This is a genomic window from Streptomyces sp. SAT1 (assembly GCF_001654495.1).
GTDB classification, from domain to species: Bacteria; Actinomycetota; Actinomycetes; order Streptomycetales; family Streptomycetaceae; genus Streptomyces; species Streptomyces andamanensis.
Map to the genome: position 1 here is coordinate 1,094,500 of NZ_CP015849.1, position 14,175 is coordinate 1,108,674.

The 14,175-nt window shown below is 75.9% G+C and carries 10 protein-coding genes; 1 reads left to right on the top strand and 9 read right to left on the bottom strand.

Translation table 11 applies throughout. The annotated features are described in order from the left end of the window. Positions 1 to 321 precede the first annotated feature (321 nt). The gene (locus A8713_RS04730) at positions 322 to 891 is read left to right on the top strand and encodes a hypothetical protein (RefSeq protein ID WP_064537240.1); all 570 of its coding nucleotides are present in this window, start codon (positions 322 to 324) and stop codon (positions 889 to 891) included. A gap of 87 nt (positions 892 to 978) precedes the next feature. Here A8713_RS04730 and A8713_RS04735 read toward each other — a convergent pair whose 3' ends face one another. The 9 genes from A8713_RS04735 to A8713_RS04770 form a co-directional block, all read right to left on the bottom strand. Further along, positions 979 to 5,640, bottom strand: coding sequence for a hypothetical protein (locus A8713_RS04735; RefSeq protein ID WP_064531560.1), 4,662 nt, complete (start codon positions 5,638 to 5,640; stop codon positions 979 to 981). 176 nt (positions 5,641 to 5,816) lie between these two features. Next, positions 5,817 to 6,710: a hypothetical protein gene (locus A8713_RS04740; protein WP_064531561.1), complete on the bottom strand. Its 894-nt coding sequence runs from the start codon at positions 6,708 to 6,710 to the stop codon at positions 5,817 to 5,819. Continuing rightward, the gene (locus tag A8713_RS34600; protein ID WP_257784401.1) at positions 6,707 to 6,835 is read right to left on the bottom strand and encodes a hypothetical protein; all 129 of its coding nucleotides are present in this window, start codon (positions 6,833 to 6,835) and stop codon (positions 6,707 to 6,709) included. The genes A8713_RS04740 and A8713_RS34600 overlap by 4 nt, the downstream gene beginning before the upstream one ends. Continuing rightward, a complete protein-coding gene (locus A8713_RS04745; protein WP_064531562.1) occupies positions 6,832 to 8,358 on the bottom strand; it encodes a hypothetical protein in 1,527 nt (508 codons plus the stop codon). The genes A8713_RS34600 and A8713_RS04745 overlap by 4 nt, the downstream gene beginning before the upstream one ends. Positions 8,359 to 8,461: 103 nt before the next feature. Continuing rightward, entirely contained in the window at positions 8,462 to 9,157 is a 696-nt protein-coding gene (locus tag A8713_RS04750) for a GntR family transcriptional regulator (protein ID WP_018570138.1), read from the bottom strand. Positions 9,158 to 9,213: 56 nt separating this feature from the next. Continuing rightward, positions 9,214 to 10,431, bottom strand: a complete 1,218-nt coding sequence (locus tag A8713_RS04755) for a glycosyltransferase (protein ID WP_064531563.1) — start codon at positions 10,429 to 10,431, stop codon at positions 9,214 to 9,216. Next, a complete protein-coding gene (locus A8713_RS04760) occupies positions 10,428 to 11,561 on the bottom strand; it encodes a glycosyltransferase family 4 protein (protein WP_064531564.1) in 1,134 nt (377 codons plus the stop codon). The genes A8713_RS04755 and A8713_RS04760 overlap by 4 nt, the downstream gene beginning before the upstream one ends. A gap of 177 nt (positions 11,562 to 11,738) precedes the next feature. Then, complete coding sequence (locus A8713_RS04765) at positions 11,739 to 13,157, bottom strand: HEAT repeat domain-containing protein (RefSeq protein ID WP_064531565.1); 1,419 nt, start codon at positions 13,155 to 13,157, stop codon at positions 11,739 to 11,741. A 325-nt stretch (positions 13,158 to 13,482) separates the two neighbouring features. Next, a complete protein-coding gene (locus A8713_RS04770; RefSeq protein WP_018570142.1) occupies positions 13,483 to 13,875 on the bottom strand; it encodes an ankyrin repeat domain-containing protein in 393 nt (130 codons plus the stop codon). Positions 13,876 to 14,175 lie beyond the last annotated feature (300 nt).

Here is a 14,175-nt window from a genome sequence, read left to right on the forward strand (position 1 = left end):
GCCGGAGGACGAACGTCCGCATCAGCGGCACCAGGGGGCGAGTTGTCCGGGCATTGCGGGAGATGACGGCCCGGAACACGAAACTGACAGGCCATCGGAACAGGCCGGGCGCCCCGATCGGTTGGCCGAGATCATTCCCTTTCCGGGAATCTTCAGGACGTGCCGTTCGTCCTACTCCAGGAGGCATGGGACGGAATCGGCCACCGGGGCCGCGTCGCGCACCTGTGCGGCGTAGAACAGCGCAAGCCGGGCAGCCAATGGGGAGCCGGTTCTTCGAGCACCGGGGCGAGCGGTCTGCTGGCGGTGGGGAGTGACAGGTTGATGGGCACGGCGGGGCGGCGCGCGGAGGCGGCCGACAGTGCTGCGGCGCGCGGGGCAGGGGCGGGGCGGGCGGCCTGGGAGGCATCCGATCGGGACATTCCGGCGGCCCGGGGCGAGCGGCACCGCGACGGCGGGCGAGTGGGCGCTGCGTACGGGGGCGGGCCGGAGCAGCGGCCGGTGTACAAGCCGTTGTGGATCGAGGAGCCCGCGCGGCGGCGCAGGATGCCGGACCCGGTGCGCGAGGCGGCCGTGCGCGCGGTGCTGATCATCGCGCTCACCCTCATCCAGGCCGTGGTGGCGTTCCTGTGCACCCTGGCCGGGTCCTGGCTGGCCTTTCCCATGGTCATCAGCGGTGTGGCCAGCACGGTCGTGGCCACCTGGGCCGCGCTGGACGTCTGGGTGACCCGCCAGGTGTGGAAGCAGCGCAACGGCGTCGTCTCCACGCCGAGCAGCACCGCGCGGGCCCTCAGGCGCGAGCGGCGCCGCGCCCGGCGGGAGGCGCGGGCCGCGGAGCGCGCCCAGGAGCGCATACGCCGCCAGGGCGGCACGGGGCGGCTCTCGCACCCGTAGCGGCCGTGCCGCACCTCTGGTGGCCGTGCCGCACCCCGGAGGCTCCCGTGCCCCGGGGTGCGCCACGAGTCCGGCCGGTCGGGCCCGTCAGGCCGGGCGGCGGTACATCCGCGTCGCCGTGATCTCGCTGTGCGCGGTCTCGTCGCCCGTGGGCTGCTCGGGCAGGCCGGGCCGCAGATGCTCCTCCACGCTGATGTACTTCAGCCCGGCGCGCAGGTCGGCGTCGTTGCGCAGCCGGATCACCAGCGGGAACTCGGCGAGCGCGGTCGTGTCGAACAGGCCGGTGGTGTAGAGGAGCTGCACCCCGAGCGCGTCCGAGACGGCCCGCTGGAGCTCCAGCAGATAGGTGGCGTTGGCGCGGCCGATGGGGTTGTCCAGGAACAGGGTGCCCGCGTGGCGGTGCTTGTCGCGGCCGCGGTCGTTGGAGCGCAGCGCCGCCATCGTGCAGTACAGGGCGATGGCCGCGGTGAGCAGCTGGCCGCCGGAGAAGACGTCGCCCATCTGCCCGACGGGGACCCGCTCGGCGCGCAGCACGGCGTCCGGCTTGAGGATCTCCACGGCGATGCCCTTGGGGCGGAGCGCGGCGGCCACCCCGCGCAGCAGCAGGGACATGCCGTCGCGGCGCAGGTCGGAGTTCTTCTTCACGGCGGCACGGGTCGCCTCGTCGATGACCTCGCCGAGCCGCTCGGTGAGGGTGGCCTGGTCGGGTTCCTCGAAGCGGATGCGCAGGAACTCCTGCCCGGACCACTCGCCGAGCCCTTCCGGCAGGCGGGACAGGCGCTGGGCGGAGCGGAGCGTGGCCAGCGCCGACTCCACCAGGCCGCGCAGCCGGTCCACGATCGAGTCGCGGTTGCGCTCCAGCTGGGCCAGTTCGTCGGTGAGGACGCGCAGCCGGGGCGCGAAGGCCTCGGCCCACTTCTGGGCGTGCTCGGGCAGGGCGGCGGCGGGCAGTTCGCGGATCTGCTGCCGGGCGGGGGTGCGGACCTGCTCGTAGCGGGTGGAGTTGGCGTGCCGGACCAGGATGTCGCTCGCCTCGCGCACGGCGGACTCGGCGGCGGACAGGTCGGCGGCGCAGCCGCGCAGCGAGCGGCGCGCCTCGGCCGTCGCCTGCCGGGCCTCCTCCGGGCTGCCGGGGTACGGCTCCGGCTCCTCCTGCTCCTCGTCGCCGCTCTGCTCGCGCAGCAGGTCGCGGAGCATGGCGGCGATCTCGTCGAAGCCGCCGGCCGCGTCCTCGGCGGCGCGGTGGGACTCCAGCAGCTCGCCGTGCGCCTCGCGGGCACCGGCCAGTTCGCCGGTGTGCGTGGCGAGTTCGCCGGTGGCGGTGCGCAGCAGGGCCTGGGCGTGCTCGGCGTCGCGCGGGAGCAGGTCCTCGGGCAGCTCGGTGTGGGTCTCGCCGTCCTCGGGTGCGAGGCGTTCGGCCTCGCCGCGCAGCCGCCCGAGCTGCTCGCTCGCGGACGACATACGGGTCTCCAGGAGCTGCACCAGTTCCTCCGCGCGGGCTGCGGCGGCCTGCCGGGAGGGCCCGTCGGAGCCGTCGGGTGACTGGAGGAGCTGTTCCGCGCGGGTGCGGACCTTGTTGCTGAGCCGGTCCAGTTCGGCGCGGGCCGCGCTCTCGTCGCTCTCGGCGCGGGCCTGTTCGGCGCGCAGGTCGGCGCCGACGCCGACCTTCTCGTACACCTGGGAGGCGGCGCGGTACGCCTCGCGCAGCGCGGGCAGGGACGCCTTCGGCGTGTCGTCGTCGCTCTCGGGCACGTCGTCGGGGGCGCCGGCGATCTCGGAGCGCTCGGCGCGCAGCGCGCGGGCGGTGCGGCGGGCGTCGTCGGCGGCGCGCTGGGCGGCCCGGCGGTCCTCGTCGGCGGCGCGGGCGCGGTCCAGGCAGCTCTGGGCGCGGGCCTCCGCCTCGGCGCTCTCGTCGGCCAGTTCGCGGAGTCTGGCCTGCCAGCCCGCGCGTTCGCGCAGCCGGAAGGCGAGCCCGGCGAGGGCGTCGGCGGCGCGCCGGGCCCTCTGGGCGCTCTCCTGGCGCTCGTCGCGCACACGGGTGGCCTCGGCGGCGCTCTCCTCGGCCTCCGCGCGGGCGGTCCGCGCCTCGGTCAGCTCGGCCTCGGCCTCCTCGGCGAAGGCGCGGGCCCGCTCGGCCGCCGCGGTCAGTTCGGCCAGCCGCCCGGCGGGGCAGCCGGTGCGCCAGGAGGCGAGCCGGGCCGCCAGTTCGCGGTCCTTGCCGAGCCGGGCGGCGAGCCGGCGGATCTCCTCGTCCCGTTCGGTCGCCCGCGCGCGCAGTGCCTGCCGTTCCTCGTCGGCGGCGTGTTCGTCGTGCATGGCGGGGTTCGGCGGGACCAGGAAGACGCCGGTGGCGGTGTCGTCGGCGGCCGGGGTGGGGGCGAGCAGGGCGGCGGCGGTGCCGACGGCGACGGCGGAGCGGGGCAGCAGCGCCGCGTCGGCGAGGGCGTCGCGGGCGCGGGCGTGGGTGTCCGGGTCGGTGATGATCACGCCGTCGACCAGCTCGGGACGGGCGGCCAGGACGCGCGCGTGGTCGGCGGGGTCGACGGCCTGGGCGAGGTAGCGCCAGCCGGGCAGGGCCGGGATGCCGTGCTCGCCGAGGTACTCGACGGTGGCCAGGACGTCGGGGCCGGGCGGCAGCAGGCCGCCGTCGCCGAGCGCGCCGAGGATCCGGGAGTCGTCGGCGGCGGCGGTGCGCAGGTCGAACAGCTGCCGCTCGGCGGTGGCGACGGCCTCGTCGAGCAGGGCCCGCAGGTCGTCGGCGCAGCGGTCCAGGTCCTCGGGGCCGAGGGGACCGTCGGCGGGGTGCGGGGGCTCGCCCGCGGCTGTGCCCGCCGGGGCCGCCGGGCCTGCCGCGTCGTCGGGGCCGGTGCGCGGGCCGGGGACGCCGACGCGCGCGGGCGGGGCGGCGGGCAGGCTCAGCAGCTCGGCGAGACGGGGCTCGGCGGCGAGGGCCTCGGCGGTCCGCCGTTCGGCGTCGTGGGCCCGCCCCGCGGCGGCCGCCGCGTCGGCGGCGCGGGCGGCGGTGAGCTCCGCGCGGGACTCCGCCGAGGCGGCCTCGCGGGCGTGTTCGGTGGCCTTGCGGGCGACCTCGCGGGCCTCGTCCCAGGCCGCCACGGCGGTCTTCTCGGCGTCGCTGGCGGCGAGGGCGGCACGGGCCGGGTCGGCGTCGGGGGCGCTGTCGTCGAGCCAGCCCGCGCGGACGGCCTCGGCGGTCTCCTGCTCGACCTCGCTGAGCCGCTGGCGCAGGTGGCCGGTCTCGCTGCGGGCGCGCTGCGCCTCGGTGGCGGCGGCGGTCGCGTCACGGTGGGCCGCCTCGCCGGTCTCCTGGAGCCGGGCGGACCGCTCCTCGCCCTCGTTGGCGAGGGCCTCGGCGCTCTGCGCCGCCGCGTGCAGGGCCCGTACGAGGTCGACGGCGGCCTTGGCGCGGGCGGCCAGGGCGGGGGCCGCGTCCCGTTCGGCCTCCTGGATGGCGGCGGAGACGCGGGTGACGCGGTCGGCGGCGGCGCGGTGGCGCAGCACGGCCTCGGCGGCCTGCCAGGCGGAGTGCAGGGTGCGGGCGTCGGCCAGTTCACGCTTCTGCGCGGCGGCGGTCTTCTCGGCGGCGGCCAGGGCCAGCGAGGCGTGCCGGTAGGCGAGTTCGGCGGCGATCAGCGCGCTGCGCTCGCGGGCGCCCTCGCGGTGGGTGACGGCGTAGGCGGCGGCGGTGACGCGCTGGGCGAGGTCGGCGGCGCGCAGCCGCTCCCGGACGGCGCGGGCCGAGAGCCGGCGGGCCAGGGTGCGGGTGCGGCGCTCGGCTGCGGTGTGGATCTCACGCGCGCGGGTACGGGCCTGGGCGGCGTCGACGATCCGGCCGAGGAGGTCCACCGAGCCTGCGGTGAAGTCGCGTTCGGCGATGAGTTCGGCGCGGCGGCCCAGCTTGTTGCCGAAGCCGCTGACGAGGTCGGCGAGTCCGTCGGTGTCGCGGGTGTCGGTGACGGCGCGCAGCAGCAGGTCGGTGAAGTCGGAGTCCTTCTTCACCGCGAACAGTCCGGCGGCCTCGCCCTCGTCGGCGTTCATCTCGCGCTGGTAGCGGAAGAGTTCGGGGTCCAGGCCGAGGTCGCCGAGGTGTTCGATCCAGCGGTCGTGGATCTCCTCCCAGTGGACCTCGAGATGCGGGTACGCCTTGCCCGCCTCGGTGAGAGCGTCGCGGAAGCCCTTCATGGTGCGGCGCCTGCCCTGGGCTCCGGAGGTCCCCTCGGCGGAGGGCCGCACGGAGGTGGCCTCGGCGACGGGGAGGTTGTCCAGGGTGAGGCCGGGTCCGGGCCGGAAGGAGTACCAGGCCTCGGCGAACCTGCGCGGGTCGTTGGAGACCTGGCGGCCGCGCCACTCGCTGACCTTGCCCACGACGACGCACTCGCCGGTCAGCACGTGCTGCCACTCCAGCGCGACATGCCCGCAGTCGTCGGCGAGCAGGAACTTGCGCAGGACGCCTGAGCTGGCGCCGCCCAGGGTGTTGCGGTGGCCGGGCAGCATCACGGAGAAGATCAGCTTGAGCAGGACCGACTTTCCGCCGCCGTTCTCCAGGAAGAGCACGCCCGCGGGTGCGGGGCGGCGCGGCGGGCCGACCGGCTCCTCCTCGAAGAACTCCGCCTGCGTGGGCGCGGGGTCGGGCACCGGCTCGCCCACTCCTCGCAGGTCGAGCACGGTGTCGGCGTAGCGCGCACCGGCCGGACCGATGGAGTAGAGGCGGACCCGGGACAGCTCGTACATGGCGGACTCTCGTCAGTCTTCTGGCAGTTCGGGGGTGGTGGTGCGGGCTGGTGGTGCGGGAGCAGCGCCGGTCCGATGCCGGATCGGCGCCGGCCGCCGTGTTGTTCAGGGCCGTGTCGTTCAGTGCCGACTTGTTCTGTGTGGTCTTGTTCTGTGTGGTCTTGTTCTGTGCTGGTTCATGGCTGGGCGGGGCTGTGGAAGGGCAGTCCGGCGTCGGCCACCAGTTCCAGGTCGTCGGTGTCCTCGGCGGGCAGCAGGCTGGGTGTGCCGTCGGTGACCGGGACGACGCCGAGGTCGAGCAGTTCGGCCAGGGCGGCGGCGCCCGCCATGTCGCGCACCTGGAGCTGGTAGCGGGCGGTGGTGCGGTAGGTGCCGCCGCCCTCGTCGCCGGTGCGCTGGAGGAACCCGGAGTCGGTGAGGAACGCCAGCGCCTTGGCGACGATGCCGGTGGTGGAGGCGGCGGGGCGGCGGGCGTCCTTGGTGGCGCCGGTGGCGCTGCGCCGGGCCCAGATCCGCCAGGCGGCCTCAAGACCGGGCGCGTCGGTGACGGGATCGGTGTTCTCCCCCTGTTCCTCGGCACGCTCCTCCAGGCGGCGGCAGGCCTGGCGGACGAAGGCGTCGACGCCGTTGACCGTGACCCGCCCGATGTAGGCGTCATCGGCCAGGTCCTCGGGGCGCGGGAAGGCGAGGGCGGCCACGGCGAGGTGGGCGAGGCCGTGCAGGAAGCGGTCGCCGGAGTCGGCGGCGGTCCGCCGGGCGTAGTCGCCCATGCGGACGGCGAACACCGAGTCCTCGGCGGCGGTCACCGCCATGCCCGCGCGCGGGGACACCTCCAGGACGACCAGTCCGAGCCCGGCGGCCACGGCGTCCGCGAGGCGGGCGAAGGCCGGGTCCTCGCGGTGGCGGCGGAGCAGGTCGGCGTACTCCTGGTCGCGGGCGGGCTGGAGCTTGGGCTGCAGGCCGAAGGCGACGAGCCGGGCCGCGTCGGCGGCGTCGGCGGGGGTGACGGCGCCGGAGGGCGGCGGGGCGGGAGTGGTCTCCGCCTCGCTCCACTCGACGTGCTCGCTCACTGCTGGGGCTCCTTGTCGGTGTCGGCGCTGTCGGCGCTGTCGGCGCTGTCGGCGCTCGCGTCACTGGTGGCGCCGGCGGCACTGTTGCCGCGGTGGTCGCGGTGGTCGCCGTCGTGCTCGCTCATGCTGCCTCCGTCCGGTCCGCCGCCATTCCGGCGGCGTCCAGCAGGGCCGTCCCGACGATGAGGTCGGCGCCGCCGAACTCGGGGTCGTCCAGTTCGGTGCCGTCGTCCACGGCGAAGAGCAGCTTCTGCTCGCCCTGGCGGTAGGCGGTGCCGACCGGCGGGCTGGCCGCGTGCACGGCCAGCAGCGCGACCAGGTAGGGCAGGTCGGCGTCCGTGCGGCGGGCCTCGGCCAGCAGCCCGGACAGGCGGCGCGGGGCGTCGGCGGGCAGGTCGAGCAGGTCCATCGCGGCGGCGAGCTGCTCCTCGCTGAACCGGCTGTCGTCCGGGGTGGCGATCAGATCGGGCTCGGGCATCTCGGCGCCCAGGTGCTCGCGCTCCACGGGCGGGGTGAGCAGGATGTCGACGAGGTCGGCGACGCGGACCGAGACCGGCGTGCGCAGCCCGGTGCCGTGCGCGAAGAAGGCGTCCGTGACACGCAGGGCGCTCTCCAGCGGCAGCGGGAGCGTGGGCGCGAGCAGATGTCCGTAGAGGTCGGTCCCGGAGGTGGTCAGCGGGGTGGCGAAGGCCTGCCGGTCCTGCTCGGCGCGGAAGAGCGGCCCTGCCTCCAGCAGCCGGGACTGGAGCTGGGTGTGGCGGCGGATGCAGTCCTTGACGATGTCGACGAGTTCGGCGGCGCGCCGCTTGTGCTCGGGCTCCTCGGTCTCGTCGCGGGCCTTGCGGATGTTGGTCAGGATCGCGTTCTCGTGGCGGTAGCGGTCGGCGACGTGGTCGAGGGCCTCGGCGATCATGTCCGGTACGGCGCTGAGCCAGTCCACCGCGCGGACGTTGCGCCGGGTGGCGTCGAGGGCGCGGCGCAGGGTCTCGGAGTACTGCACGGTCCGGTAGCGGGCCTGTTCGGCGGCGAGCTGGGCGTCGGCGAGCCGGCCGCGGCTGATGAGCACTTCGAGCTTGACCTCGGCGGCGATCTGGGCGCTGGTGACGTCGGTGTCCAGCGCGCCGACCAGGACGTTGACCGCCTCGTCCGTGGTGCGCAGATAGACGCTGCCGCCGGGGCCGGGGACCTCCTCGATCAGCTTGAAGTCGTAGTCCCGGCGGACGTAGGTGCCGTCCTGCGCGAAGGTGCCGTAGACGGCGCGGAAGCCTCGGTCGGCGCTGCCGACGTTGATCAGGTTCTCCAGGACCCAGCGGGCCACCCGCTCGTGCTCGGCGGCGGGGCGGCGCGGGGCCTGGGCGGCGACGCGCGGGACGAGCCGGGCGACGATCTGGTCGTGGTCGGCGCCGGTGTCGAAGTCCATGTTGAGCGTGACGAGGTCGATGGCGGCGAGGGCGACCTCGGCCATGCCGTACACCGAGTACTCCCCCGCCAGGTTCGCCTTGCGGGTGTCGAGGTCGTGCAGCGGCGCGGTGCAGGCGAGCGCGCGCAGCCGCCGCGCCAGTCCCTCGTCGGCGGCCGGGCCCGGTGCCGGGCGCGGCCCCGCGCTGAACTGGGGCGGAACGCTGTCCGTCGGTGCAGGCGAAGTCACGGTGCACAGACTAGGTCCTCGGTCTGACATCGTCCCAAACGGCGCAGACGCACCCCGGCGCGCGGCCCTCGCCCGCCGTCCGGGACGTGGCCGGTGCGCCGCGCTACGCCGGTGCGCCGACCCGCCGCCGGTACACCTCGACGACCTTGTCCAGCGAGTCGTCGAGGTAGACCGCCAGCTCCTGTTCGGCCGCGTGCCGGTCGCCGCCGCGCAGGATGTCCAGGAGGTGCTGGTTGCGGGTGAGATAGGGCTCGTGCAGCCGCTGCGGGTCGTCCACGACGTGGAAGGCCAGACGCAGTTCGGCGAAGACGCTGCGCATCAGCTCGTCGGTGCGCTCGCTGCCGGCGAGGGCGACCAGTTCCCGGTGGAAGTGGATGTTGGCGGTGCCGAGCGTCTTCCAGTCGGCCTCGCGCGCGGCCCGCGCACCCTCGGCGACGGCGGCGGCCACGCCGTCCAGGGCGTACGGCGGCTCGCCGAGACCGCGGACGACGGCGCACTCGACCAGCCGCCGGGTGCGGTATATGTCCTCGACGTCCTCGACGGTGAGCACCCGCACGAAGACACCGCGGTTCAACTCGTGCACGAGCAGCCGCTCATGGGTGAGCAGCCGGAACGCCTCCCGCAGGGTGTTGCGGGAGACGCCGAGGGCGCCGCCGATACCGTCCTCCGACAGCCGGGTGCCGGGCGGGAAGAAGCCCTCGGCGATCCGGCTCCGGAGGATGTCCGAGACCCGCTCGGCGGTGCTGGTGCGGCCCAGCAGGGCGCGGTCGTCGGCCAAGGGCGTCAGCTGGTCTCCCATGCGCGGAATTCAATCGCAGACAGGAGGACGAGACAACAGGCGTATTGCGGGATCGCTCAACGATCTGCCGCCCTCCGATCCGGCACCTCACGATCCGACGCCTCACGGGCGGGCATCTCACGGGCGGGCATCTCACGGGCGGGCGCGGAATGCGCGTCGTGGGCCGCGAGGAAGGCCGCAGCGGCGGCGGGCCAGCCGAAGCACTCGGCACGCGCGCGTGCCCGCTCGCGCCGCTCCGGCCCGGGGAGCGCGAGCAGGGACGCCACGGCGTCGGCGAACGCCTCGCCGTGGTCGGCCGCCGTGGCCCCGGCCGCTCCGATCACCTCGGACAGCGCGGAGGACGCGCTCGCGACCACCGGAGTGCCGCAGGCCAGCGCCTCCAGGGCGGCCAGCCCGAACGTCTCGGCGGGCCCGGGGGCCAGGCACACGTCGGCGGACGCCTGGAGCGCGCTCAGCAGCTCCCGGTCCCCGACGTGCCCGAGGAGGACGACCGGCAGGCCACGCGCACGCGCGCGGTGTTCCAGGCGGCCGCGCAGCGGGCCGTCCCCGGCGATCACCAGCACCGCCCGCTCTCCACGCCGCCGCAGTGCCTGGAGGGTGTCCAGTGCGGTGCCCGGCCGCTTCTCCACCGACAGCCGCGAACACATGAGCAGCAGCGCCTCGTCCCCGCGCGCGTACCGGGCGCGCAGCCCGGCGTCGTACCGCCCGGGATGCCGTTCCGCCAGGTCCACCCCGAGGGGGGCGCGGACGACGTTGCGCGCGCCGATCCGGCGGAACTCGCGCTCGGCGAACCCGGTGGTGCACACGACCCGCGCGTAGGCGTGCGCGGTACGGGTGTTGACGGCGTCGGCGGTGCGCCGGGCCAGTTGCTCGGGCACGCCCCAGGTGCGCAGCACCCCGTCGGCGCTCTCGTGCGAGACCATGACGGCCGGGATCCGGGCCCGCCGCGCCCACCGGCCGGTCCAGCGCAGGGTCGTGCGGTCGCAGACCTCCAGGCGGCCGGGGGCCAGTTCCTCCAGGAGGGCGGCCAGCCGCCGGCGGTCGGTGAGCACGCGGTAGCCGCCGGTGCCGGGCAGCGGCGGTCCGGGCAGGGTGATCACGCGGCCCTGTGCGGTCTGCCGGTCGGTGTGCCGGTCGGCGGGCACGATCAGGACCGGTTCGTGGCCGGCCGCCCGGTAACCCTTGCCGAGCTCGCGCAGCGCGGTGCGCAGTCCGCCGGAGGCGGGGGTGACGAAGTTCGCGAGCCGGACGATGCGCAGCGGCCCGGCGGTCATGCCGCCACCGCCGTGCGCCGGGCCGCGAGCACGTCCTCGTAGTGGCCGATGAGCCGGTCGCCGACGGCGGTCCAGGTGCGGCCCTCGACGGCCGCGCGGCCGGCCGCCCCGTACGCGGCGCGCCGGGCGGGCGAGGCGGCCAGCGCGCGGACCGCGTCGCGCACGGCCGCGGCGTCGCCCGGCGGGACGAGCAGCCCGGTGCTGCCGTGGGCGACGAGGTCGAGGGGGCCGCCGGCGGCGGGCGCCACCACCGGCACCCCGCTGGCCATGGCCTCCTGCACGGTCTGGCAGAACGTCTCGAACGGGCCGGTGTGCACGAAGACGTCCAGCGAGGCGAAGTACCGGGCCAGCTCCGGGCCGGTGCGGGGGCCGGTGAAGAGGGCTCCCGGCAGGGCGCCGGCCAGGTGCGGCCCGCTGGGCCCGTCCCCCACGACCACCACCCGGACCCCGGCCAGGCGGCAGACCTCCGAGAGGAGCCCGACCCGCTTCTCGGGGGCGAGCCGGCCGACGTAGCCGACGATCAGTTCACCGTGCGGGGCGAGCGCGCGGCGGAGGGCCCCGTCCCGGTGGCCGGGGTGGAAGCGGACGGTGTCGACGCCGCGCGGCCAGAGCCGGACGCGGGGCACACCGTGGGCGCACAGGTCGCGCACGGCCGCGCCGGAGGGGGCGAGGGTGCGGTCGGCGGCCGAGTGGACGGCGCGCAGCCGCCGCCAGGCGGCGGCCTCGCCGGTGCCCACGTAGGTGCGGGCGTATCCGGCGAGGTCGGTCTGGTAGACGGCGACGGCCGGGATGCCCAGGCGGGCGGCGGCGGCCATGCCCCGCGCGCCGAGCACGAAGGGCCCGGCCAGATGCACCAGGTCGGCGCGGTGTGCGGTGAGCGCCGCCGCGACCCGTCGGCTGGGCAGGGCGACACGGACCTGGGGGTAGCCCGGGAGTGGCAGGGAGGGGATCCGGACGGTGCGGACGCCGGGGCACTCCCCGGTCCGGCCGGGGCCGCCCGAAGCGGTGGCCGGGGCCACGACCAGCGGGTCGTGGCCGCGTTCGGCGAGGTGGCGGGCGGTCTGGTGGGCGCAGTGGGCCACGCCGTTCACATCGGGCGGGTAGGACTCGGTGACGATGACGACACGCATACCCGGGTTGTCGCCGGGCCGGACGTGGACGCGTCGACGTCGATCTGTCCGGCCGGGGAACGTCCCGTGAGCGTTGGACGGCGCCTCCGGGCGGCGGTGCACCGGGCCTGCTCCGGGAGCCCCGGCCGGACGCGGCCCGGAGACTCCGGGAGGACGCGCCGGGCCCCCGCGGGCCGCTCACCCCGTGGCGACGTCGGGCTCGATCCTGCTGCGTACGGCGGTCTGGACCTCGGCCTCCTCGGCCGGGTCGGCGGCGAGCCTGCGCAGTTGCTCGACGACGCGCAGGTCGGCGGTCTCGGCGTTCCGTGCGGCCACCTCGCGGGTGCTCTCCTCGCAGTCCCACAGGCATTCGACGGCGAATCCGGCGGGGAAGGAGGGGTCGGTCGCGGCGAGCGCGCGGGCCGCGCGGCCGCGCAGATGGGAGGAGGCGGTCTCGCGGTAGACGTGCCGCAGCACGGGGGCCGCACAGGCGATGCCGAGCCGTCCGGCGCCGTCCACCAGGGTCCACAGGGTGGGCGCGTCGGGTCCCTCGCCGCGTACCGCCTCCCGCAGGGCGGCCAGGACGAGGTCGCGGTCGCCGGCTCCGCCCCGGCAGGCGAGCATGCGTCCGGCGGCGGCGCCCAGCGGGTCGGGGCGGCCGGCCCAGGCGCGCGCCCGGTCGACCGCGGCGACGCTGCGCATGCGTTCGAAGGCGTCGACGGCCGCCTCGACGACGGCGGGTGTGCCGTCGGACACGGCCGTCTCGATCAGGGCGAGGGTGTCGGGGTCGTTGCCGTCGGCGAGATAGCGCAGGGCGGTGCAGCGGGCGCCGTCGGTGCCCTGCCGGGCGGCCCGGAGGATCTCCGGCCGGTCGTCGGGGCCCGCCACGGCGGCCAGGCAGCGGGCGGCGGGGACATGGAGGGCCGCGCCGCGTTCGGCGCCCTGCTGGGCCCACTCGAACACGGCTCGTACGCTCCAGCCCGGCCGGGGTCCGGTGGGGCTCAGCTGCCGCTGCCAGCGGTCGAAACAGCCGGTCTCGTGGGCGACGCGCACCCGCCCGGCGATCGCCGGGCGGGGATCCTCGGCCCACAGCCGCCACGGCCGGGGCTCGAAGGCGTCGCGGACGGCGGCGGCCAGTGCGGCCTCGCCCTCGGCGTCGGCGGAGAAGCGGGCGAGGACGGGCGCGGCCAGGGCGCGCAGGCCCGCGTCGTCGTCCCGCAGCGCCAGCTCGTCCAGGGCCCACGCCCAGTTGGCGCCGACGGCGGCGTACCGGCGCAGCAGGGCGAGCGCGTCGCGGCGGCCGTAGGAGGCGAGGTGCCCGAGGACGGCGAGGGCGAGTCCGGTGCGGGACTCCTCGGTGTCCAGGGCGTCCTCGGGGTCGAACAGGTGCGCCTCGACCGCGTCCAGCTCACCGCCGAGGTCGAGCAGGAGCCGGGCGTAGTACAGGGAGCGGTTCTCCACCTGCCAGTCGTGGCGGGGGTCGTGCAGCACGCAGTGGTTCAGTGCCGCGAGCGCCTCGGCACGGGGGGCGGTGAGCGCGTGCAGTGTGCCGTCGCCGCGGCCCCGCTGGAGCAGGCCGAGCAGCGTGCCGCTGGGCGCTATGACCGGATCGAACATGGGAAACAGCCTCACATCAAGCGTCGACGCAACCGGGGAACACGCACTAGCTGGCCGCGTGACAACACGTCGGGGTACCCGCCGTCTCTGGCTTGCTGTAGACCATCTTCCTCTGCCTCTCGTCGGTGGCCCATACGGGCCGCGTCACGGCCCGCGCGGTGCGGCAACACCTGCCCAGCCGTCGCGTCCGTGAATCACGACGTCATGATGGCCCGGTGTCTGCGCTGCCGCGACCGAAATTTCCGGCGGCCCTGTACCGCCTCCCCCGTTTTCCGTGCCGTCGCCGGTGGGCGGGCCCCTCCCGGTCGTCGGGGGCCCGCCGCGCTCACTGCCGGCCGAACAGTTCCAGCAGCTCCGTGCGGCCGAACATGCGGGCCGTGTCGAGCGCCGACGGCGTGCCCGCCGCCGGGTCGGCACCGCTCTCCAGCAGGGCTTCGATCACACCCTGCTCGCCCTTGAAAACCGCTCCCGCGAGGGGCGTCTGACCGCGGTCGTTGACGCGGTCGGCGTCGGCGCCGCGGGCCAGCAGGGCGCGGACCGCGTCGGCGTGGCCGTGGTAGGCGGCGAGCATCACGAGGGAGTCGCCCCGGTCGTTGGTGAGGTCGGCGGGGACACCCGCGTCGACGTACGCGACGAGCGCCTCGGTCCGCCCCTGCCGGGCCAGATCGAAGATCTTGGTCGCCAGCTCCACGACCTCGGGGTCGGGGGCTTCACTCATCGGGCGGACCACCTCTCGCTGCGGGCTTCGGGGACTGTGGGTGACTGCTGGTGACGTGCGGGGAGCAAGCGTACGGCCGTGAGCGGTGCTCGGCCGTACGGGTGAATCGACAGGGTACTGGCTCGTCCGGTGCGCGACGCGCCGTACCGGAGGTGAAGATCGCCGCGGGCGGCGGCGCCGTCGCCGCCCCGGACACGGCACCCGGGACCGGGTCCGGGACCGGGTCCGCCGACCGGGGGCGATACAGAGCATTTCACCCGGTTGCACCTTTTGTCATACAGATACATGCTGTGATCCTGG